General features: G+C 54.2%; 35 protein-coding genes. 32 read left to right on the forward strand and 3 right to left on the reverse strand.

The window, feature by feature from the left end; genetic code table 11:
* Positions 1-676 precede the first annotated feature (676 nt).
* The 32 genes from rpsJ to rplQ all read left to right on the forward strand — a co-directional run bounded on the left by rpsJ (position 677) and on the right by rplQ (position 16,211).
* Positions 677-988, forward strand: coding sequence for a 30S ribosomal protein S10 (rpsJ, locus tag RDQ42_RS05725; RefSeq protein WP_054331553.1), 312 nt, complete (start codon positions 677-679; stop codon positions 986-988).
* 75 nt (positions 989-1,063) lie between these two features.
* Positions 1,064-1,696, forward strand: a complete 633-nt coding sequence (gene rplC / locus RDQ42_RS05730; protein ID WP_054331315.1) for a 50S ribosomal protein L3 — start codon at positions 1,064-1,066, stop codon at positions 1,694-1,696.
* 17 nt (positions 1,697-1,713) lie between these two features.
* The gene (gene rplD, locus RDQ42_RS05735; protein ID WP_054331316.1) at positions 1,714-2,337 is read left to right on the forward strand and encodes a 50S ribosomal protein L4; all 624 of its coding nucleotides are present in this window, start codon (positions 1,714-1,716) and stop codon (positions 2,335-2,337) included.
* Positions 2,337-2,633: a 50S ribosomal protein L23 gene (gene rplW / locus RDQ42_RS05740; RefSeq protein WP_071427590.1), complete on the forward strand. Its 297-nt coding sequence runs from the start codon at positions 2,337-2,339 to the stop codon at positions 2,631-2,633. The genes rplD and rplW overlap by 1 nt, the downstream gene beginning before the upstream one ends.
* Before the next feature lie 70 nt (positions 2,634-2,703).
* Positions 2,704-3,537, forward strand: coding sequence for a 50S ribosomal protein L2 (gene rplB / locus RDQ42_RS05745; RefSeq protein WP_054331317.1), 834 nt, complete (start codon positions 2,704-2,706; stop codon positions 3,535-3,537).
* Positions 3,538-3,564: 27 nt separating this feature from the next.
* The gene (rpsS, locus tag RDQ42_RS05750; protein ID WP_054331318.1) at positions 3,565-3,846 is read left to right on the forward strand and encodes a 30S ribosomal protein S19; all 282 of its coding nucleotides are present in this window, start codon (positions 3,565-3,567) and stop codon (positions 3,844-3,846) included.
* A 24-nt stretch (positions 3,847-3,870) separates the two neighbouring features.
* Positions 3,871-4,206 (forward strand): 50S ribosomal protein L22, encoded by a 336-nt coding sequence (gene rplV / locus RDQ42_RS05755; RefSeq protein WP_054331319.1) that lies wholly within the window; start codon positions 3,871-3,873, stop codon positions 4,204-4,206.
* A gap of 20 nt (positions 4,207-4,226) precedes the next feature.
* Entirely contained in the window at positions 4,227-4,910 is a 684-nt protein-coding gene (gene rpsC / locus RDQ42_RS05760; RefSeq protein WP_054331320.1) for a 30S ribosomal protein S3, read from the forward strand.
* On the forward strand, positions 4,910-5,335 hold the full coding sequence (gene rplP / locus RDQ42_RS05765) for a 50S ribosomal protein L16 (protein ID WP_054331321.1): 426 nt from the start codon (positions 4,910-4,912) through the stop codon (positions 5,333-5,335). Before rpsC ends, rplP begins: the two co-directional genes overlap by 1 nt.
* A complete protein-coding gene (rpmC, locus tag RDQ42_RS05770; protein ID WP_054331322.1) occupies positions 5,335-5,535 on the forward strand; it encodes a 50S ribosomal protein L29 in 201 nt (66 codons plus the stop codon). Before rplP ends, rpmC begins: the two co-directional genes overlap by 1 nt.
* A 21-nt stretch (positions 5,536-5,556) precedes the next feature.
* Positions 5,557-5,814, forward strand: coding sequence for a 30S ribosomal protein S17 (gene rpsQ / locus RDQ42_RS05775; RefSeq protein ID WP_054331323.1), 258 nt, complete (start codon positions 5,557-5,559; stop codon positions 5,812-5,814).
* Positions 5,815-5,935: 121 nt separating this feature from the next.
* A complete protein-coding gene (gene rplN / locus RDQ42_RS05780) occupies positions 5,936-6,304 on the forward strand; it encodes a 50S ribosomal protein L14 (RefSeq protein WP_054331324.1) in 369 nt (122 codons plus the stop codon).
* A gap of 14 nt (positions 6,305-6,318) precedes the next feature.
* Positions 6,319-6,636 (forward strand): 50S ribosomal protein L24, encoded by a 318-nt coding sequence (rplX, locus tag RDQ42_RS05785; protein WP_054331325.1) that lies wholly within the window; start codon positions 6,319-6,321, stop codon positions 6,634-6,636.
* A 17-nt stretch (positions 6,637-6,653) separates the two neighbouring features.
* A complete protein-coding gene (rplE, locus tag RDQ42_RS05790; RefSeq protein WP_054331326.1) occupies positions 6,654-7,193 on the forward strand; it encodes a 50S ribosomal protein L5 in 540 nt (179 codons plus the stop codon).
* Positions 7,194-7,206: 13 nt separating this feature from the next.
* On the forward strand, positions 7,207-7,392 hold the full coding sequence (locus RDQ42_RS05795) for a type Z 30S ribosomal protein S14 (protein ID WP_054331327.1): 186 nt from the start codon (positions 7,207-7,209) through the stop codon (positions 7,390-7,392).
* A gap of 24 nt (positions 7,393-7,416) precedes the next feature.
* The gene (gene rpsH, locus RDQ42_RS05800) at positions 7,417-7,815 is read left to right on the forward strand and encodes a 30S ribosomal protein S8 (protein ID WP_054331328.1); all 399 of its coding nucleotides are present in this window, start codon (positions 7,417-7,419) and stop codon (positions 7,813-7,815) included.
* A gap of 14 nt (positions 7,816-7,829) precedes the next feature.
* Positions 7,830-8,375: a 50S ribosomal protein L6 gene (rplF, locus tag RDQ42_RS05805; RefSeq protein WP_054331329.1), complete on the forward strand. Its 546-nt coding sequence runs from the start codon at positions 7,830-7,832 to the stop codon at positions 8,373-8,375.
* Positions 8,376-8,393: 18 nt separating this feature from the next.
* A complete protein-coding gene (rplR, locus tag RDQ42_RS05810) occupies positions 8,394-8,753 on the forward strand; it encodes a 50S ribosomal protein L18 (RefSeq protein WP_071427592.1) in 360 nt (119 codons plus the stop codon).
* Between the two features lie 15 nt (positions 8,754-8,768).
* A complete protein-coding gene (gene rpsE / locus RDQ42_RS05815; RefSeq protein ID WP_054331331.1) occupies positions 8,769-9,269 on the forward strand; it encodes a 30S ribosomal protein S5 in 501 nt (166 codons plus the stop codon).
* Between the two features lie 13 nt (positions 9,270-9,282).
* The gene (gene rpmD / locus RDQ42_RS05820) at positions 9,283-9,459 is read left to right on the forward strand and encodes a 50S ribosomal protein L30 (protein ID WP_054331332.1); all 177 of its coding nucleotides are present in this window, start codon (positions 9,283-9,285) and stop codon (positions 9,457-9,459) included.
* Positions 9,460-9,479: 20 nt separating this feature from the next.
* Positions 9,480-9,920: a 50S ribosomal protein L15 gene (rplO, locus tag RDQ42_RS05825; protein WP_054331333.1), complete on the forward strand. Its 441-nt coding sequence runs from the start codon at positions 9,480-9,482 to the stop codon at positions 9,918-9,920.
* Between the two features lie 2 nt (positions 9,921-9,922).
* Positions 9,923-11,215 carry a preprotein translocase subunit SecY gene (gene secY / locus RDQ42_RS05830; protein ID WP_054331334.1) on the forward strand — a complete coding sequence of 431 codons (1,293 nt, stop codon included), beginning with the start codon at positions 9,923-9,925 and terminating at the stop codon, positions 11,213-11,215.
* Positions 11,216-11,241: 26 nt separating this feature from the next.
* Positions 11,242-11,874, forward strand: coding sequence for an adenylate kinase (locus RDQ42_RS05835; RefSeq protein ID WP_054331554.1), 633 nt, complete (start codon positions 11,242-11,244; stop codon positions 11,872-11,874).
* A gap of 3 nt (positions 11,875-11,877) precedes the next feature.
* The gene (gene map / locus RDQ42_RS05840; protein WP_071427594.1) at positions 11,878-12,624 is read left to right on the forward strand and encodes a type I methionyl aminopeptidase; all 747 of its coding nucleotides are present in this window, start codon (positions 11,878-11,880) and stop codon (positions 12,622-12,624) included.
* 15 nt (positions 12,625-12,639) lie between these two features.
* Positions 12,640-12,909 (forward strand): KOW domain-containing RNA-binding protein, encoded by a 270-nt coding sequence (locus RDQ42_RS05845; RefSeq protein WP_231357981.1) that lies wholly within the window; start codon positions 12,640-12,642, stop codon positions 12,907-12,909.
* Position 12,910: 1 nt separating this feature from the next.
* Positions 12,911-13,129: a translation initiation factor IF-1 gene (gene infA / locus RDQ42_RS05850; protein WP_054331336.1), complete on the forward strand. Its 219-nt coding sequence runs from the start codon at positions 12,911-12,913 to the stop codon at positions 13,127-13,129.
* Positions 13,130-13,165: 36 nt separating this feature from the next.
* Complete coding sequence (rpmJ, locus tag RDQ42_RS05855; protein ID WP_054331337.1) at positions 13,166-13,279, forward strand: 50S ribosomal protein L36; 114 nt, start codon at positions 13,166-13,168, stop codon at positions 13,277-13,279.
* Between the two features lie 74 nt (positions 13,280-13,353).
* Positions 13,354-13,722, forward strand: a complete 369-nt coding sequence (gene rpsM, locus RDQ42_RS05860) for a 30S ribosomal protein S13 (protein WP_054331338.1) — start codon at positions 13,354-13,356, stop codon at positions 13,720-13,722.
* A 19-nt stretch (positions 13,723-13,741) separates the two neighbouring features.
* A complete protein-coding gene (gene rpsK / locus RDQ42_RS05865) occupies positions 13,742-14,143 on the forward strand; it encodes a 30S ribosomal protein S11 (RefSeq protein WP_054331339.1) in 402 nt (133 codons plus the stop codon).
* A 26-nt stretch (positions 14,144-14,169) separates the two neighbouring features.
* A complete protein-coding gene (rpsD, locus tag RDQ42_RS05870) occupies positions 14,170-14,796 on the forward strand; it encodes a 30S ribosomal protein S4 (RefSeq protein ID WP_054331340.1) in 627 nt (208 codons plus the stop codon).
* Positions 14,797-14,874: 78 nt separating this feature from the next.
* Positions 14,875-15,831, forward strand: a complete 957-nt coding sequence (locus RDQ42_RS05875; protein WP_054331341.1) for a DNA-directed RNA polymerase subunit alpha — start codon at positions 14,875-14,877, stop codon at positions 15,829-15,831.
* Positions 15,832-15,869: 38 nt separating this feature from the next.
* On the forward strand, positions 15,870-16,211 hold the full coding sequence (rplQ, locus tag RDQ42_RS05880; RefSeq protein WP_071427598.1) for a 50S ribosomal protein L17: 342 nt from the start codon (positions 15,870-15,872) through the stop codon (positions 16,209-16,211).
* Between the two features lie 33 nt (positions 16,212-16,244).
* Here the strand turns inward: rplQ and RDQ42_RS05885 are convergent, their stop codons facing one another.
* The 3 genes from RDQ42_RS05885 to RDQ42_RS05895 all read right to left on the reverse strand — a co-directional run bounded on the left by RDQ42_RS05885 (position 16,245) and on the right by RDQ42_RS05895 (position 20,052).
* Positions 16,245-17,051 (reverse strand): GNAT family N-acetyltransferase, encoded by an 807-nt coding sequence (locus RDQ42_RS05885; protein ID WP_308588433.1) that lies wholly within the window; start codon positions 17,049-17,051, stop codon positions 16,245-16,247.
* 47 nt (positions 17,052-17,098) lie between these two features.
* A complete protein-coding gene (locus RDQ42_RS05890) occupies positions 17,099-18,652 on the reverse strand; it encodes a peptide ABC transporter substrate-binding protein (RefSeq protein WP_308588434.1) in 1,554 nt (517 codons plus the stop codon).
* Between the two features lie 347 nt (positions 18,653-18,999).
* Positions 19,000-20,052, reverse strand: a complete 1,053-nt coding sequence (locus RDQ42_RS05895; protein WP_308588435.1) for a nitrilase-related carbon-nitrogen hydrolase — start codon at positions 20,050-20,052, stop codon at positions 19,000-19,002.
* Between the last annotated feature and the right edge of the window lie 3 nt (positions 20,053-20,055).

The following is a 20,055-nucleotide window of genomic DNA, read 5'->3' on the forward strand; positions in this document are numbered from 1 at the left end:
CTGGCCGGGGGTGCGGGGGCTGGAAGCCCCAGGCTACCGGGTATCAGGGTAACTACCCTGAAGAAAATGGGGCCGGGTGCAGGGCGGAGCGCCTGCATAGCCACTGCAAGATGGAATCTTGAAAAAGCCCTCCTGGCCGGGGGTGCGGGGGCTGGAAGCCCCAGGAGACCAGGGTTCCAGGGTAACTACCCTAAGAAGTGGTACCCTTGGATAAAGTCTCCTTTTCCTTTGTATAAAGTATACAAATTGTTCCTAGAATCTTCTTCGGAACCAACGAAAATAGAAAATCGCCAAAATTGCGAAAAAATGCGAAAAAACCCTTGCAATCGGCCCCGGAATCATGTATTATAATAAGGCGTGACTGCACAGGCACCCTGTAAAAGGGTACCAGATATGCGATGAAGCGAGAGGTGGCCGCTGTTTGCGGGGAATTTTCGCTGAGTATGTCCGATTTTAAACCGGGCGACTTTAAATACTGACATTATGTCACCGAAGGGTGTTTCCCTGCGGAATGGTATGGGTTTGCGTCAAAAACAAACCGAAAGTCCCGGCTAAACTGTGTCAAAAATGGCATAAGTTTATCCGGTTTTTTCTATGCCAGGCCGCGAAACACACGGCGGGGTGTTCAGTATAGAAAGCGTCGCTAACGAGTCAAATTATCAAGGAGGCGATGAAAGTGGCAGTCAAAGAAAAAATCCGCATCCGACTGAAAGGTTACGATCATCAGTTGGTGGATGCCGCAGCAGAGAAGATCGTGGAGACCGCGAAGCGCACTGGCGCCCGGGTATCCGGCCCGATCCCGCTGCCCACCGAGAAAGAGATCGTCACCATCCTGCGCGCTGTGCACAAGTACAAAGACAGCCGTGAGCAGTTTGAGATGAGAACCCACAAGAGACTCATTGACATCCTGAGACCTTCCAACAAAACCGTGGAAGCCCTCACTGGTCTTGAGCTCCCTGCCGGTGTCGAGATCGAGATTAAGCTGTAATCTCAAAAACAGGTCTTGGCAGCGGGTCAAGTTGGCAGAAAGACGCCAACCAATAACCTTAGGAGGTAGGAAAACATGCAAAAATGCATCGTAGGCAAAAAGATTGGCATGACCCAGCTTTTTGACGAAAAAGGCAAAGTAATCCCCGTCACTGTCATTGAGGCAGGCCCTTGCGTTGTCGTTCAGAAGAAGACAATCGAAAACGACGGTTATGAAGCCGTGCAGATCGGTTTCGGCGACAAGAGCGAGAAAAATGCAAACAAGCCCATGAAAGGCCACTTTGCAAAGGCTGACGTCGCCCTCAAGAGAGTGCTGCGGGAATTCCGGCTGGATGACTGCTCTTCCATCAATGTAGGCGACATCATCAAGGCCGACACCTTCGCCGTCGGCGACGCCGTGGATGTTTGCGGCACCAGCAAAGGTAAAGGTTTTGCCGGTTCCATCAAACGCCATGGGTATTCCAGATTGAAAGAGACACATGGTACAGGTCCTGTTCACAGACATGCGGGCTCCATGGGTGCTAACTCCACTCCGTCCAAAGTCTACAAGGGTAAAGGCCTCCCCGGCCACATGGGCGCTGAGCGGGTCACCGTTCAGAACCTGGACGTGGTAAAGGTCGATGTCGAGAACAACCTGATCGCGCTTAGAGGCGCTATTCCCGGCCCCAAAGGCGGAGTAGTGTTCATCACCGACAGCGTGAAGGCGTAAGGAAGGAGGAAAACACAATGGCACAGGTTACAGTGTTTGATATGGCTGGCAAAAGCGTCGGCGAGATGACCCTTTCGGATGCCATCTTCGGGATTGAGCCCAACACCGCAGTTATGCACGCTGCAGTTGTGAATTACCTTGCAAACCAGCGCCAGGGCACCCAGTCCACCCTGACCCGGACCGAAGTCAGAGGCGGCGGCCGCAAACCCTGGAGACAGAAGGGCACCGGACATGCAAGACAGGGTTCCATCCGCGCTCCCCAGTGGAGACACGGCGGCGTTGCCCTGGGCCCCAAGCCCCGCGATTACAGCTACACTCTGAACAAAAAAGTGAAGAGACTGGCTATCAAATCCGCTTTCTCCTCCAAAGTTTTGGAGAACAACATGATCGTTGTGGACAACATCGCTGTAGACGGTTACAAAACCAAAGCGGTTGTCAACATGCTCAAAGCTTTGGGTGCAGATAAAAAAGCGTTGATCGTTATGCCCTGTGTGGATGAAAAACTCATCGCCAGCGCAAACAACATTCCCGGCGTCAAGACCGCTCTGGTCAACACCCTGAATGTGTACGACATCCTCAACTACGACAAATTCATCGTGGCCAAAGATGCCGTAGCTAAGATTGAGGAGGTGTACGCATAATGAAAGCTGCACAGGACATTATCCTGAAGCCCGTCATCACCGAGGCTAGCATGTCTGGCATCGCCGACCGGAAGTACACCTTCAAGGTCGCCAAAGATGCCAACAAAATTGAGATTGCCGCGGCAGTCGAAGCTCTCTTTGCCGGCACCAAAGTTGCCAAAGTCAACACCATGAACTGCAAAGGCAAAGCGAAGAGAATGGGCGCCCACCAGGGCTACCGCCCCGATTGGAAAAAGGCCATCGTCACCCTGACCGCTGATTCCAAGGGCATTGAATTCTTTGAGAGCATGATGTAATGCGCGCTTGCGCAGTGTATGGGATAACTCATAAATCCCGCAAAACCGTTATGAGGAGAGTGAAACTGTAATGGCTATTAAGAGCTTTAAGCCGACAACGCCTGGCCGCCGTCAGATGACCGTGACCGATTACACAGGCCTGTCGAAGGTTGCTCCTGAAAGAAGCCTTCTTGAAGAGATCAAGAAGAACTCCGGCCGCAACAACTTGGGTAGAATTACCGTTCGGCACCGTGGTGGCGCCAACCGGAAAAAATACCGCGTAATCGATTTCAAGAGAGATAAAGTGGACATGAGCGCCACCGTTCTGACTCTGGAATATGACCCCAACCGCTCCGCTCACATCGCCCTGGTTCAGTACGAGGATGGCGAGAAACGCTATATCGTTGCTCCCAACGGCCTGAAGGTCGGCGACAAAGTGGTTTCCGGTGCTAGCGCCGACATCGTGGCCGGCAACGCCCTGCCCCTTGTCAACATCCCCGTTGGTACCTTCATCCACAACGTGGAGCTGTACCCTGGCAAAGGCGCCCAGCTGGCTAGAGCCGCTGGCATCCAGGCCCAGCTGATGGCAAAAGAAGGCGCTTACGCGCTGATCCGCCTGCCTTCCGGCGAGCTGAGAAACGTACCTGTCGAGTGTATGGCCACCATCGGCCAGGTCGGCAACATCGACCATGAGAACGTCCACATCGGCAAAGCCGGCCGGAAACGTCACATGGGCTGGAGACCGACCGTCCGCGGTTCTGTCATGAACCCCTGCGACCACCCCCACGGCGGTGGTGAGGGCAAGAGCCCTGTGGGCCGTCCCGGTCCTGTTACCCCCTGGGGTAAACCCGCACTGGGCTACAAGACCAGAGCGAAACATCACCGCTCCGACAAGTACATTGTCAAACGCCGCAACGACAAGTAAGGCGTGCTGAAAGGAGGCAGATGAACAATGGGCAGAAGTGTTAAAAAAGGACCATTCGTCCAGCCGAAACTGCTGGTTCGAGTAAAAGAAATGAACACTGCCGGCGAGAAGAAAGTTCTCAAAACCTGGAGCAGATCGTCCACCATTTTCCCTGATTTTGTTGGGCACACATTTGCTGTTCACGACGGCCGCAAACACGTTCCGGTCTATGTCACCGAAGATATGGTTGGACATAAGCTGGGCGAGTTCGCCCCCACCAGAACCTACAGAGGTCATGCCGGCTCTAAGAAATCCAATACAGGGAAGTAACCGGGCCGAAAGGAGGATTAACACATGGAAGCAAGGGCTTATTTAAATTATGCCCGCATTGCACCCCGCAAGGTGCAGATCGTGCTTGATCTGATTCGGAACAAGCCGGTCGACGTGGCAATGGCTACACTGAAACTGACCCCCAAGGCTGCTTGTGAGCCACTGGAAAAGCTCCTGAAATCGGCCATGGCAAACGCGGAGAACAACCACAACATGGATAAGAACAAACTCTATGTTGCCGAGTGCTTTGTTTGCCCCGGACCCATTCTCAAGAGAATCAGACCCAGAGCGCAGGGTAGAGCGTTTAAAGTTCTCAAGAGAACTTCGCACATCACCATCGTTCTGAAAGAGAAAGAATAAGCTGGAAGAGGAGGTAAATCATGGGCCAAAAAGTAAATCCACACGGCTTGCGCGTGGGTGTCATCAAAGATTGGGATTCCCGCTGGTTTGCTAAGGACAACGCTTTCGGCGATACCTTGGTCGAGGATTACAACATCCGTAAATTCCTCAAGAAGACCTTGTTCGAGGCGGGTGTTCCGCGCATCGAGATCGAGCGTGACGCCACAAAGATCCGCATTCATATCCACTGCTCCAGACCCGGCATTGTCATCGGTAAGGGCGGTGCTGAGATTGAGAAGCTCAAAGCCCAGGTTGAGAAGATGGTCAACAAGGGCAAGACCGAGAAGCTCAACGTTTTCATCAACGTTGTCGAGGTCAAACAACCCGATAAAAATGCCCAGCTGGTCGCTGAAAACATCGCCGCACAGCTGGTCAACCGTGTCTCCTTCCGCCGCGCTATGAAGCAGGCCATCGGTCGTGCCATGAAGCTGGGCGCAAGAGGCATTAAGGTTCAGGTTTCCGGCCGCGTTGGCGGTGCTGAAATCGCCCGGACCGAGCATTATCACGAAGGAACTATCCCGCTGCAGACCCTGCGTGCCGATATCGACTACGGGTTTGCTGAGGCGGACACCACCTACGGCAAGATCGGCGTCAAAGTCTGGATCTATGCAGGTGAGGTTCTGCAGGAAGTCAAGAAACCTCGTAAGGAAGGAGGCAACAAATAATGCTTCTGCCCAAAAGAGTTAAATACCGCAGAGTTCACAGAGGCCGCCTGAAAGGCAAGGCCATGAGAGGCAACACTGTCACCTACGGTGAGTTCGGTCTGCAGGCTCTGGAGCCCGCATGGATCACCTCCAACCAGATTGAGGCGGCTCGTATCGCCATGACCCGTTACATCAAACGTGGCGGTCAGGTTTGGATTAAGATCTTCCCCGACAAGCCCATCACCGAGAAACCCGCTGAGACCCGCATGGGCTCCGGTAAAGGCAGCCCCGAGTACTGGGTCGCCGTTGTAAAACCCGGCCGCGTTATGTTTGAGATCGGCGGCGTCAGCGAGGAGCTGGCAAGAGAGGCTATGCGTCTCGCCGCTCACAAGCTGCCCATCAAGTGCAAATTCGTTGTCAAGGAAGAAAAGGGGAGTGAAGAGTAATGAAGGCTGCTGAGATTAGGGAACTTTCGGTTGCAGAGCTGAACGAAAAGCTGTCCGACCTCAAAGCCGAGCTTTTCAACCTGCGCTTCCAGCACGCGATCAATCAGCTGGATAACCCTTCCCGCTTGGCTGTTGTCAAAAAGGACATCGCCAAAGTGAAAACTGTTATCCGGGAGAAAGAATTTAAAAACGTGCAGTAATTCGGGAGGGAGGACAAAGCTGTGAGCGAGAGAAACCTCAGAAAAACTAGGGTTGGCAAAGTCGTCAGCGACAAGATGGACAAAACCGTCGTCATCGCCATCGAAGACAATGTGAGACACCCTCTTTACAAAAAGATCATCAAACGCACCATCAAGCTGAAAGCCCATGACGAGCAAAACGCCTGCGGCATCGGCGACAAGGTGGAGATTATGGAAACCCGCCCCCTGTCCAAAGACAAGAGATGGAGAGTTTCCCAGATCATCGAAAAAGCGAAATAGGAACCTTAACAAGGTTGTTATGTTGCTAATTTAAGCGCCCGCATAAAACGGTTGCGGGTAGTTGCCGCCGCAATAGGGCGGCGGTACTGGTAAGTTAGTGAACCGAAAGGAGGAACGCATCGTGATTCAGATGCAGACCTATCTCAAGGTTGCCGATAACACTGGCGCTAAGGAGCTTATGTGCATTAGAGTGTTGGGCGGTTCCCGTAGGAGATATGCCAATATTGGCGACGTAGTCGTCGCTTCCGTTAAAAAAGCTGCACCTGGCGGCGTTGTCAAAAAAGGCGATGTTGTCAAAGCAGTAATCGTTCGTTCCGCAAAAGGCGTAAGAAGAGATGACGGCACTTACATCCGTTTTGACGAAAACGCCGCGGTTATCATCCGTGATGATAAAAACCCCAGAGGCACACGTATCTTTGGGCCAGTGGCCAGAGAGCTGCGCGATAAGGATTACACCAAAATCCTGAGCCTCGCACCTGAAGTGCTGTAATGGAGGTGTCGACAGTGAACAAACTTCATGTAAAAAAGGGCGACACAGTCGTCATTCTGTCCGGCAAAGACAACGGCAAGCAGGGTAAGGTTCTTGAGGTCAGCCCCAAAGAGCAGAAGGTTATCGTCGAAGGCTGCAACATGGTCACCAAACATGTGAAGCCCCGCAGAGCTGGCGAAAACGGCGGTATCGTGAAAGCGGAGGGCGCGCTGTACGCAAGCAAGGTTATGCTTGTTTGCCCCAAGTGCGGCAAACCTACAAGACTTGCCCATAAAATCCTTGCCGACGGAACGAAAGAGCGTCTTTGCAAAAAATGCGGCGAGACATTCTAAGTGAAGGAGGAGAGAACATGGCAAGATTAGAAAAATTCTACACTGATGAAGTAGCCCCCGCTTTGATGAAAAAGTTCGGCTACAAGAGTGTCATGCAGATTCCCAAGCTTGAGAAGATCGTCGTCAACGTAGGCTGCGGTGAGGCTAGAGACAATCAGAAGATTGTGGAAGCCATCATGGGCGACCTGGCCAAAATCACCGGCCAGAAAGCCGTTCCCTGCAAAGCGAAAAAATCCGTTGCGAACTTCAAGCTCCGTGAGGGCATGACCATTGGCGCAAAAGTGACCCTGAGAGGCGACAGAATGTACGAATTCCTGGATCGGCTCTTCAATGTCGCTCTTCCCCGCGTTCGTGACTTCAGAGGGATCAACCCCAACGGCTTTGACGGCAGAGGCAACTACGCTTTCGGCCTGAAAGAGCAGTTGATCTTCCCTGAGATCGATTACGATAAAGTTGACAAGGTTCGCGGTATGGACATTGTGTTCGTAACCACCGGCAGAACCGATGAAGAAGCCCGGGAGCTCTTAACTCTCATGGGCGCACCATTTGCGAAGTAGGAGGAAAAATTTCATGGCTAAAACGTCTATGATCGTAAAACAGCAAAAAGCACCGAAATTTTCCACTCGCGCATACAACCGGTGCAAAATCTGCGGCAGACCCCATGCCTATCTTCGGAAATTTGGCATCTGCCGTATCTGCTTCAGAGAACTGGCTTACAAAGGCCAGATCCCGGGCGTGAAAAAGGCTAGCTGGTAAGCACGAGCAAAGGAGGTTGACGGCATGCATATCACCGATACAGTCGCTGACATGCTTACTCGTATCAGAAATGCAAATTCTGCAAAACATGATACAGTAGACATCCCTGCTTCCAACATGAAGAAGGCCATTGCCCGCATTCTGTTGGAGGAAGGATATATTAAAAGCTACACCGTCGTTGAGGACGGCAAGCAGGGCGTGATCCGTATTGTTCTCAAATACGGCCCCAACAAGACTCAGGTTATCTCTGGTCTGCGCAGAGTTTCCAAACCCGGCCTGCGCATTTACACCAGCTGCGAGGACATGCCCCGCGTTATGAAGGGCCTGGGCATTGCGATCCTGTCCACTTCTAAGGGCATCATGACCGACAAAGAGGCTCGTAAAGAGAAGGTCGGCGGTGAAGTGCTCGCATTCATTTGGTAAGGAGGTGCAAATAGATGTCTCGTATTGGTAGAAAACACATTGCGATTCCCGCTGGTGTGGAAGTAAAGGTCAATGGCCATGAGGTCACTGTCAAAGGCCCCAAAGCTACCCTGACCCAGGAGTTCCACCACGATATGGCGATCGCTGTGGAGGATGGCGCGGTTGTTGTAACCCGTCCTTCCGATGAAAAAGAGCACAGAAGTCTGCACGGACTGACCAGAACTTTGATTGCAAACATGGTTCAAGGCGTTTCCGAAGGCTTCAGCAAAGAGCTGGAGATCAACGGCGTCGGCTACCGCGCAGCAAAACAGGGCAAAAACCTGGTGATGACCCTTGGGTTCTCCCATCAGGTGATCATGCCTGAAATTGATGGTATTACAATTGACGTGCCTGCACCAAACAAAATTATTGTCCATGGCGCCGACAAGCAGAAGGTTGGACAATTTGCAGCTGAGATTCGCGAGAAACGTCCTCCCGAGCCTTATAAGGGCAAAGGTATTAAGTACGTTGGCGAAACTATCATCCGCAAGGAAGGTAAAGCTGGTAAAGGCAAGAAGTAATTAAAGGAGTGAATCGACATGGTGAAAAAGCCTGATAGCAATAAAGCAAGGCTGAAACGGCATGCAAGAGTTCGTGCCAAGATCAGCGGCACTCCAGAGTGCCCCCGTCTGAATGTCTTCCGCTCCGCTAAACACCTCTATGCCCAGCTGATTGACGATGTAAACGGCGTCACCCTGGCGTCTGCATCCTCAATGGACAAAGGTTTTGAAGGTAACGGCGGTAACAAGGAAGCAGCTCACAAGATCGGCGTGACTCTGGCGCAGAGAGCTATCGAGAAGGGTATTTCCGAGGTCGTGTTTGACCGCAGCGGCTATATCTATCACGGCCGTATCAAAGAGTTGGCAGAGGGTGCCCGCGAGGGCGGCCTCAAATTCTAAGGAGGAGGGAATACTTTGGCTCGTATAGACGCTTCCACACTGGATCTCCAAGAGAGAGTCGTCGCCATCAACCGCGTATCGAAAACGGTTAAGGGCGGTCGTATCTTCAAGTTCGCAGCTCTGGTGGTTGTCGGCGACGGCAACGGCACCGTGGGCTTCGGCCTTGGCAAAGCCTCTGAGGTTCCTGACGCAATCCGCAAGGGAATTGAAGACGCAAAGAAGAACCTTCACAAAGTAGCGCTGAAGGGTACCACCATCCCCCACGAAATCGTCGGCGAGTTCGGCGCTGGCCGGGTTCTCATGATGCCCGCCCCCGAAGGTACCGGTGTTATCGCCGGCGGCCCCGTCCGTGCGGTTCTGGAGGTTGCCGGTATCCGCGACATCCGCACCAAGTGCCTGAGATCCAACAACCCCTGCAACGTGGTTTCCGCCACCATCCAGGGCCTGGCTTCTCTGAGAAACGTAGATGAAGTTGCTGCCATCCGCGGCAAATCCGTCAAAGAAATCTTAGGTTAAGGGGGACGCTCAAATGGCTTTTAAGATCAAACTTGTAAAAAGTCTTGTGGGCAGAAAAGACGACCAGATCGCCACTGCCAAGTCCCTCGGCCTGCGCAAGATCGGCCAGGAGACCATCCAGCCCGACAACGAGGCCACCAAGGGCAAGATTAAGAAAATTTCCCACCTCATCGAGGTAACTGAAGCGTAAGGCAAGGAGGTGCAGGTAACATGAAATTGCATGAGCTTTCTCCCGTCCCGGGTTCCACCAAAGCTGCTTTCCGCAAAGGCAGAGGTGCTGGTTCCGGCAACGGTAAAACAGCCGGCAAAGGCCACAAGGGCCAGAAAGCCCGCTCCGGCGGCAGCATTCGGCCCGGTTTTGAAGGCGGTCAGATGCCTTTACAGAGACGTATCCCCAAGAGAGGCTTTGTAAACATCTTCGCCACCCACTATGTCACCATCAACGTCAGCGACCTGAACCGTTTTGAGGACGGCGCTGTTGTGGATGCACAGGCATTGATCGATGCCGGCCTTCTCAAAAAGACCCTTGACGGCGTCAAGGTCCTGGGAAGAGGCGAGATCACCAAAAAGCTGACAGTGAATGTCGCTGCTTTTTCCGCGTCTGCTAAGCAGAAAATCGAGGCAGCCGGTGGTAAAGCAGAGGTGATGTAAGGATGTTTCAGACCCTAAGAAATGCGTGGAAAATTGCTGACTTAAGGAAAAAACTTCTTTACACACTGATGATCATTGCCATCTTTCGGATCGGCGCGGCCATTCCCGTGCCCTTCCTGAACCCCGAGGCAATCTCGGCGATGATCCACACCAGCGGCAACCTGCTGGGCTACCTGGACATCCTGAGCGGCGGTTCGTTCGCCCAGTGCACCTTGTTTGCGCTGAGCATTTCGCCCCACATTACATCTTCCATTGTGATCCAGCTGCTCACCGTGGCCATCCCCGCTCTGGAGCGGCTGGCCAAGGAGGGCGAGGAGGGAAGAAAGCGCCTGGAGAAGATCACCCGGTACACCATGGTGGCCTTGGCCCTTCTGCAGGCAACTGCTTACTACCTGATGCTGAAGAACTTCAATGCGGTTCAGTTTGTGGACGGCGGCGTGGGGATGTTTACTGCGGCGGTTATCATCCTGACCTTTACCGGCGGCTCATGCCTGCTGGTTTGGCTGGGTGAACAGATCGACAAAAAGGGCATCGGCAACGGCATCTCGATGATCCTGTTTGCCGGTATCGTTTCCAGAGGTCCCGCCTTGGTCGGCGAAGTGTGGAAATACATGCGGCTGGCCATGGCTGGTGAATCTAAGTACTTTATCAGCGTCCCCCTGATCCTGGTTCTCTTCATCGCAGTCATCGCTTTCATCGTGCTGATGACCAACGCCGAGCGGAGAATCCCGGTTCAGTACGCAAAACGGGTTGTCGGCCGGAAAATGTACGGCGGCCAATCCACCCATATCCCGATCAAGGTCAATATGACAGGCGTTTTGCCGGTTATCTTCGCCAGCAGCCTGCTGGGCATCCCCGGTATGATCAGAGGATTTATGCCTAACGCAACTGGTTGGTTTGCCACCTTCCTGAGCTGGTTCAACTACGATACCGCCTCCTATGCCATTTTGTACTTCATCTTGATCATGGGCTTTAACTTCTTCTATGTGGCGATTCAGTACAATCCTATTGAAATCGCCAACAACCTGAAGAAGAACAGCGGAGCCATCCCTGGAATTCGTCCCGGCAAGCCCACCGCGGACTTTATTGCCCGGATTGTTTCCAAGATCACCGTGATCGGCGGTTTGTTCCTTGGTATTATCGCCACCCTGCCCATCGCAGTCGGCGCCATCACTAAGATGAACATCGCCCTGGGCGGTACCACAGTTATCATCGTCGTTGGTGTTGCTCTGGATACTGTGAGACAGCTGGAGTCTCAGATGATGATGCGTCACTATAAAGGTTTCCTGGAATAAACCGTTAGGAAGGAACGTGCATGAATATGAAGCTGATTCTTCTTGGCGCCCCCGGTGCCGGTAAAGGCACCCAGGCAGAGATTTTAAGTGAACGACTGAACATCCCCACCATCAGCACCGGCAACATCATCCGCGAGGCGCTGAAAAACGGTACTGAAATGGGCCTTAAGGCCAAGTCCTTTATGGACGCCGGCCAGCTGGTACCCGACGATGTGGTCATCGGGATCATCGAAGAGCGCCTGGCGAAGGATGACTGCAAAAACGGCTTCATTCTGGATGGCTTCCCCCGGACGGTTCCTCAGGCTGAGGCCCTGGACCAGATGGGGATCATCATCGACAAGGCCATCGACATCGACGTGGCTGATGAAGTGATTGAAAAACGGCTTTCCGGCCGCCGGGTTTGTGAAAAGTGCGGCGCAAGCTACCACATCGACAACAAACCTTCCGCCAAAGGCGACCTCTGCGAAAAATGCGGCGGCGCCCTGGTCATCCGCAAGGACGACCGGCCGGAGACCATCAAACAGCGCTTGAGCGTATACCATGAGCAAACCGAACCCCTGGAGGGGTACTACAAAAAAGCCGGCAAGCTTTATGTGGTGAAAGGCGAAGGCTCGGTAGCCGAGATTACCGCAAAGGTGATTGAAGCTGTGGAGGCTTAAGCCATGGTAGTGCTTAAGACCAAAAAAGAATTGACGCCTATGCTTGAGGCGTGCAGAATCTCAGCGCAAGCTTTACAGCGTGCGGGCGAGGTCATCCGGCCCGGTATTACCACCGCCCAGATTGACCACGCCATCCACGATTTCATCCGTTCGCGGGGCGCTGTGCCATCGTTTTTAGGATATGGAGGCTTCCCCGCCAGCGCATGCATCTCGGTCAACGATGAACTCATCCACGGAATTCCCGGTCCCCGTGTCATCCAGGAAGGCGACATCGTCAGCGTAGACGTGGGCGCCTATTACAAGGGATATCACGGCGACAACGCGTACACCTTTGCAGTTGGCAGCATCTCCAGCGAAGCACAACAGCTCCTGGATGTCACCAAGGAGAGCCTCAACCGGGCGATCCAAGCAGCGGTTCCGGGCGCACGCCTGGGCGACGTGGGATACGCAGTGCAGTCCTACGTGGAATCTTTCGGGTATGCCGTCGTCAAAGAGTATGTAGGCCATGGCGTGGGAACAAAACTCCATGAAGACCCAGAGGTGCCCAATTACGGGACCCCTGGCAGAGGGATCCGGCTGATGCCGGGTATGACCATTGCCATCGAGCCCATGGTCAACCTGGTTGGTGAGAAGATCAAAGTCCTCTCCAACCAGTGGACTGTGGTCACGGCAAGTCACAGCCTTTCGGCTCATTTTGAGCACACCATCGCCATCACCGAGTCAGGCCCTGTTATCCTGACCCGGCCATAAGAGAAGGGGCGCTTCATGATGACCATTGAAAAAGGCAGCGTTGTCCGGTCTATCGCCGGGCACGACGCAGACCGGTTCTACGTGGTGCTGGAGATGGAAGGGGATTTCGCCTTCATCGCCGACGGCAAGGAGCGAAAGCTGGAAAAGCCTAAGCGGAAGCGGAAAAAACACCTGCGCGGGACCAATACCCGACTGGATGTGGACACCCTTACCACCGACAAAAAACTGCGGGAAGCCCTGCATCCATTTAACTATGGCAAACTGCCAAGCGAAGGAGGAATATAGCTTGTCCAAAGAAGACGTGATCGAGATCGAAGGCGTCGTTGTTGAGGCCCTGCCCAACGCCCAGTTCCTGGTGGAGCTGACCAACGGCCACAGGCTGCTTGCCCACATTTCCGGCAAGCTGCGGATGAACTTTATCCGAATCCTGCCTGGAGACAAAGTCACCGTTGAGATTTCCCCATACGATTTAACCAAGGGACGCATTACCTGGCGTTCCAAATAGAACCCGTTTTAGGCTATATAAGGAGGTAGTTTCAAAATGAAAGTAAGACCTTCCGTTAAGCCCATCTGCGAAAAATGCAAAGTGATTAAGCGCAAAGGCCGCATTATGGTTATTTGCCAGAACCCGAAGCATAAACAGCGCCAGGGCTAAAAGAATTTACGCCCGAAGCGCCCACAGCGCAATGGGATTGTGCAAAACCGATACAATGGAGGTGCAACAGGAATATGGCTCGTATAGCTGGTGTTGACTTGCCAAGAGAGAAGCGAGTTGAAATTGGTCTGACCTATATCTTCGGTATTGGTCGCAAGACAGCAAACGACATCTTAAAATCCACAGGCGTGAACCCCGATACCCGTGTGAAAGATCTGACCGAGGACGAGGTTTCTCTGCTGCGTGAATACATCGACAAACATCTCGTTGTTGAGGGCGACCTGAGAAGAGACACCGCCCTGAACATCAAGAGACTGGTCGAGGTTGGCTGCTACCGCGGCGTCCGCCACAGAAGAGGCCTCCCCGTAAGAGGGCAGAGAACCAAAACCAATGCCCGTACCAGAAAAGGTCCGAAGAAAACAATCGCCAACAAGAAGAAGTAATTAGGGAGGGATACGAGAGATGGCAAAGGCTAACGTTAAGAAGGCCACTACTCGCAAGCGTCGCGAGCGTAAAAATATTGAGCGCGGCGCCGCTCATATCCAATCTACCTTTAACAACACCATCGTCACCATTACCGACACTCAGGGCAACGCTCTGTCCTGGGCCAGCGCGGGCGGCTTGGGCTTCAGAGGCTCCAAGAAATCCACCCCCTTCGCAGCGCAGACCGCGGCCGAAACCGCTGCCAAAGCTGCTATGGAGCATGGCCTGAAATCGGTTGAGGTTTATGTTAAAGGTCCAGGTGCTGGACGTGAGGCCGCTATCCGTGCGCTGCAGGCCGCCGGTCTGGAAGTCAACATGATCAAAGATGTTACTCCCATTCCCCACAACGGCTGCCGCCCACCCAAAAGACGGCGCGTATAACAGTTTTTATCAGGAGGTGCAATTCAATGGCAAGATATACCGGTTCGGTATGCAGACTCTGCCGCCGCGAGGGCAAAAAGCTGTTCCTCAAGGGCGAGAGATGCTATTCCGATAAGTGCGCGGTCACCCGCAGAGCTTCTGTCCCTGGCCAGCACGGCAAAGCCCGGAAAAAAGTTTCCGAGTACGGCACCCAGCTGCGCGCAAAACAGACTGCCAAACGCTACTACGGCGTTCTGGAAAGCCAGTTTGCCGAGTACTTCAATATGGCTGAGCGCAAAGCCGGCGTGGCTGGTGAAAACCTGCTCCGCATTTTGGAGAGCCGCCTTGACAACATCGTTTACAGAGCTGGTTACGCTTCTTCCAGAAAAGAGGCCCGTCAGCTGGTTGGCCACGGCCACTTCACTGTAAACGGCAAGAGAGTGGACATCGCTTCTTATCTGTGCAAAGCCGGCGACGTAATCGCTGTCTGCGATAAGAGCAAATCCAGTGAGAAGATCAAGGCAATCGTGGAATCCTGCGGCGCCCGCCCCGTGCCCCAGTGGCTGGATGCGGACAAAGAAAAACTGCAGGTCAAGGTTGTCAACCTTCCGAACAGAGAGGACATCGACCTCGACGTCGAAGAGCATCTGATCGTCGAGCTGTACAGTAAGTAATGCCTCTAATTGAATCAGCATGGGAATGCGAATTGTACAGCAGAAGCCTCTTCTGCTTCTAAAGGAGGGTATCAGAACATGGTAAAAATTATTGAACCAAAAATCGAGACCGCTGAGCTCAAATCTGACGGCACCTACGGCAGATTTGTGGCAGAGCCCCTCGACAGAGGTTTCGGCACAACCTTGGGCAATAGCCTGCGGCGGGTGCTGCTCTCCTCGCTTCCTGGTGTTGCCGTTATTTCTGTGAAGATTGACGGCATCCAACACGAGTTCTCGACCATCCCCGGCGTGAAGGAGGATGTCACCGAAATCATCCTGAACATCAAGGGGCTGACCGCCAAGCTTTACACCGATGGCCCTAAGACCGTCGTCATCGACGCCGAGGGCGAGTGCGAAGTGACCGCTGGTTCCATCGAGACCGATGCTGAGGTCGAGATTTTAGACCCAAGCATGCATATTGCTACTTTGGGCGAAGGCGCCAAACTCCACATGGAAATCACCCTGAAAAAGGGCCAGGGCTATGTCTCCGCTGAGCGGAACAAAACCCTGGAGTTGGAGAAAGCGCCCCTTGGCACCCTGGCTGTGGACAGCATCTACACCCCGGTGCTCAAGGTCAACTACACCGTTGAAAACACCCGAGTGGAACAGATTACCGATTACGACAAACTCACAATCGAAGTCTGGACCGACGGAACCATCTCCGCGAAGGAAGCCGTCAGTCTGGCTGCCAAGATCCTCAATAGGCAACTCAACCACTTCGTCGACCTTTCCGACGAGGTGAGCTCTACCGAGATCATGGAAAAGAAAGAGGACACTGGGAAAGAAAAAGTTCTTGAGATGACCATTGAAGAGCTTGACTTGTCTGTTCGTGCATTTAACTGCTTGAAACGCGCTGGCGTGAATACCGTCAACGATCTGATCAACAAATCTCCCGAAGAGATGATGAAGGTTCGGAATCTCGGAAAGAAATCCCTTGAAGAGGTAATCAGCAAGCTAGAGTCCTTGGGTTTTAACCTTAGCAAGGAAGAAGAATAACATAGTTCCTACGAAGCACAGGTAAAGGAGTGAATTCGATGCCAGGTACCAGAAAACTGGGCAGAAGCACAGATCATAGAATGGCTATGCTGAGAGCTATGGTCACTTATCTGCTGGAAAACGGTAAGATTGAGACTACAGTTACCAGAGCCAAAGAGGTTCGTGCTATGGCCGAGAAAATGATTACTACGGCTAAGAACGATGATCTCCACTCCAAGCGTCAGGTGTACTCTTTTGTCACAAAAGAGACCGTTGCGAAAAAAGTTTTTGATGAGATTGCTCCCAAATACAAGGAGACCAACGGCGGCTACACCCGCATCATCAAAATCGGTCCTCGCCGCGGCGACGCAGCTGAGATGGCTATCATCGAGCTTATCTAGTTCGATCTTTTAAGCATAAAAAAGCCCACCGTTTTAAAACGGTGGGCTTTTTTGCGTGTTTTTGCCGTCATGCGTGGGAAAGGGCGGGAAACCGGAAAGGCTGTTTTCGGAGGAGTTCCTCTGCGGGGCCCTGGACAAACAACATATCATCGCCGCCCGGAAGGGGGGAGAGGGCATAGCCCCCCAGCCCATTTGGGGGAAATCCCAATATGGCCCGGGAAATACCCGGCTGGGAGAAGGCGGCAAGCACCTGGCCGATGGACAGCTTCTGCGGAGAGAAAACTTCCCACAGAAGGAGGGAGCCCCCTGGGGTTTGCCTCGCTGGACCATCTCCAGGAGCAGGGAAAAGTCGGCATCGGCATCCAGCCTGCGAGGGACTTCCCCGCTGGGGGCGGGCATTTCCCGGGAAAAGAGTGTCTCTTCCACAGGGGAAAACCCGAATTTTGGGTAAAATTCCAACACTGTGTGGTTGGCAAAAAGATAGATGAGGTCAACGGTTCCCCCATATACCTGGAGGATGCGTTCCATCAGGTACCGGGAGAGCCCCCTGCCCCGGAAATCCGGGCGGGTCATGACCGTCCCCAGCTGGATCATGGAAAGGGGGTGCCCCTCCCAGCAAAAGGTCATTCGATTGACTGAGATGTTGGCCACAACCTGACCATCTGCTATAAGGCAGTGGGGCTGGTACCCGTCGGTCCACAGGCCGGCTCTGTGCCAGGCGGAAAAGTCAAACCCAAAGGTGAGCTGGGTCAGCTGGTTAAAGCTGTCCCGCAGAAGCTTATCCTGCCGGATGGAGCTGGAAAACTGATAGGGGGTGCCATAGATGGAAAGAGACTCCATAAAAGATCCTCCAATGGAAAGCAAGGGGCCATAGCGGCCCCTTGTTTCTATTTGCGGTGTGCCAGTTTGAAGAAGGGGGTGCCATCCGGCAGGAAGGTGATCCCCTCCAAATCCTGGTTGGTGGCTTCATAGGAGGAAGAGGCCCCTACCGGCAAAGCGTAGCAATGCTCCAGTAGCCATTCCTCCGCTCGGTGGTATCCGGCAGCCATGGCCTTGGCGGAGGTAGCCCGCTGGGCCTCCTCCAGAAGGGAAAGGTACTCTTCCTCTTGCCAGCCAAACAGCTGGGACAGCTGGGCCAAAAACTCCCTGTGCCCATCCCCTCGGTTGGAGATGGGCACAAGAGCCAGATCGAACTCACCGGATTGGATGGCGGTATTCAGCTCCTCTTTGGGGAGGGGGGTTAGGTTGGCGTAGAGGGACAGACTCTCTCCCCAGGCTTTTTGCAGCAGGGCGGCGGCATCTTCTACTCCAGCATCCGCCGGATAGGAGAGGGCGGTCCGAGGCAGTTTTTCTAGCCCTAGGTCCCCGAGGGCGGCGATCAGCAGGTCCCGGGGCTCCTGGGAGGAGAGGAACACGGCGTTGCCGGCCAACTCCCGGTAGGGCTGCCCAGCCAGCCGGACCGCGGCGGGGATCAACCCGTCGGGAGAGTCGATATCCTCCGGCAGGGCATCCGAAAGGGCTTCCCGGTCGATGGGGGAGAGGATGGCCCGGCGCAGCGTCTCATTTTGGAAGGGGGCATGGCGGGTATTGAACACCAGGAGCCAAACCGTATCCTCCCGTGGGGAGGCAGTATTCCAACCGCCCAAAGAGAGGTATTCCTCCCGGCTCAGGCAGATGGCGTCGCTCTTGCCGGAGGTGAACTGTTCCAGGGGGTTTTCCCGCCCGATGAAAAAATTGACCCCATCGATGGTGGACTCCTCTTGGGAGGAATACTGGTCGTTGGGCCGCAGGGTGATAGAGGCGCTGTTGTCCCAGCTTTTCACCACGAAGGGTCCATTAGAGAGGAGCGTCTGGGTGGAGAGGCCGTACCGGCCTTTGCTTTCGTTGTAAAAATCCTCCTTACAGGGGAAGGCGGCCGGGTCGGCCAGCCGCTGCAAAAAGAGGGGGTCCGCTTCGGTCAAGCGGATCACCAAGGTGTAGTCTCCGGAGGCGGAAACCCCCAGGGGCTGGGCAGTGCCTTCCATGCGGGCGGAAGCCCCCTCGATGGAGGCGAACTTTCCGGCGTGAGGGGAGAGGGAGTCGGTGCGGAACATCCGCTGGAAGGCAAAGACATAATCCTTGGCGGTGACCGGGGAGCCATCCGACCACCTGGCGTCCTGGCGAAGGGTGAAGGTATACGTTTTCCCGTCGGCAGAGAGGGTGTGCCCGCTGGCTCCAGCGGGGATAAGGTCCCCGGCCTCGGACAGGCGGTACAGCCCCTCCATGGCGTTGTAGAGGACGGTGCGGGCGTCGGCACTGGTGGTGAATTGGGGGTCGAGGCTGGACACCTGCCCGGAAAGGTCGTACCGCAATATCAGGCTGTCGTCCTTACCGCTGCGGCAGGCGGCGAGGGAGAAGACAAAGAAAAGCGCCAAAAACAGCGCTAAAAATCGTTTTTTCATGGCAATTCCTTTATGACAACACGGCTATAAGGCAGCCGCCGGGGAAAAAATCTGTATTCGGGCTTTCCCGCTGCGAGGGCAGCGTTGGGTATTTTAGGGGATCGGGGGCGCATTTCGTCTCCTGAAGGCAATTTATAGCCCTCGGGCGAAACGGTATAACCCCTTAAAATATTGTAGCATTTTCCCGCAAAAGGATGCAACCGTTGGGGCCTGGATTCATAAAAAATTAAGGTTTCCCCATCTTTTGAGGCCAATGTTTTGTAAAACAGGGGGGAAAACTAACACAGGTTTTCCCTTTTTGCTTTGGCACAGGAAAAGGGCCCTCCCAAACTAGGAGGGCCGGGCGGTTATAGCCGTTTGGTCAGTTTTTGATAGGCACTCATCAGCTGGGTCTTGATGAATTCCGGGTTGGAGTCGCCGGTGTAGGCGTCGAACCCGGCATAGAGCTGTTCTAGGTTGAGGCGGGAGACGATGAGGCCGCCTGCGTCATCGCAGATCACCTGGTTTACAATGCCGTCCCGCTCTTTGGTGATGTTCAAGGGGCCGTAGCAGGCCGCTCTCCCACAGAAGCGGACCCCCATAGTGCCGGAGAGCACCGGCGCCGCTATGTAGACAGCCAAGGCGTCAGCTGCCGCCTTGTAGCCCCAATCGGCCAAGGATTCCTGCCGGGGGGTGAGGCTCCCTGACGGGGAGAGGATGATCTCCGCCCCCATACCCCGGGCGATGCGCAGTGGTTCCAAGGTGCGGCCGTCCTGTCCGATGAGGATAGCCACCCTGCCCGCTTTGGTGAGATCGGAACGGATCTCCTCCCCTGGCACAACGCCCAAGGCTTTTTCCAAGGGGCTGCGGTGCAGGAGGTCTTGGGTGCCCAGCACCAAGCCGTTTTCATCCAGGAGGTAGGAGCGGCAGTAAAGCTTGTCCCCCTCCAGCACATAGGTGCTCCCCGCCATGATATATACCCCATAGGCTTTGGCCAGGGCGGAGAAGGTGGTGAGGAAAATCTCCTGGAGGCTGGAGGAAAATTCATCCAGCAGCTGTAGGAGAAGGGCGGTCAATTCTTCAGAATTGTCCTTTACCCGCTGTAGCTCCTCCAGCAGGGTGTCGAAGTAGGGAGTGATGCCGATGGGCAGAAGGCCGCAGCCGTGGGGGAAGGCGACAATCTGCGCCCCTGCGTGGACCGCTTTGGCCACATACCGGTCCATATCCTCCACGTATTCGGCCAAGGTGCGGTACCGGCGGACCTCCACCTGGGCGGCCCCTACCCGCACCCCATCCCGGGAGCAGGCGGCGAGATTTTGGGACCGTTCGCTGTTCTTTTTGGCGACGATGTGTTCCACCCGCCGGGGGGAAAACTTCAAGGAGATAGCAAAGGACGACAATTTCAGTTTGACAGGCAGCACAAC

The organism is uncultured Merdimmobilis sp. (assembly GCF_902471145.1).
GTDB classification, from domain to species: domain Bacteria; phylum Bacillota; class Clostridia; order Oscillospirales; family Ruminococcaceae; genus Merdimmobilis; species Merdimmobilis hominis.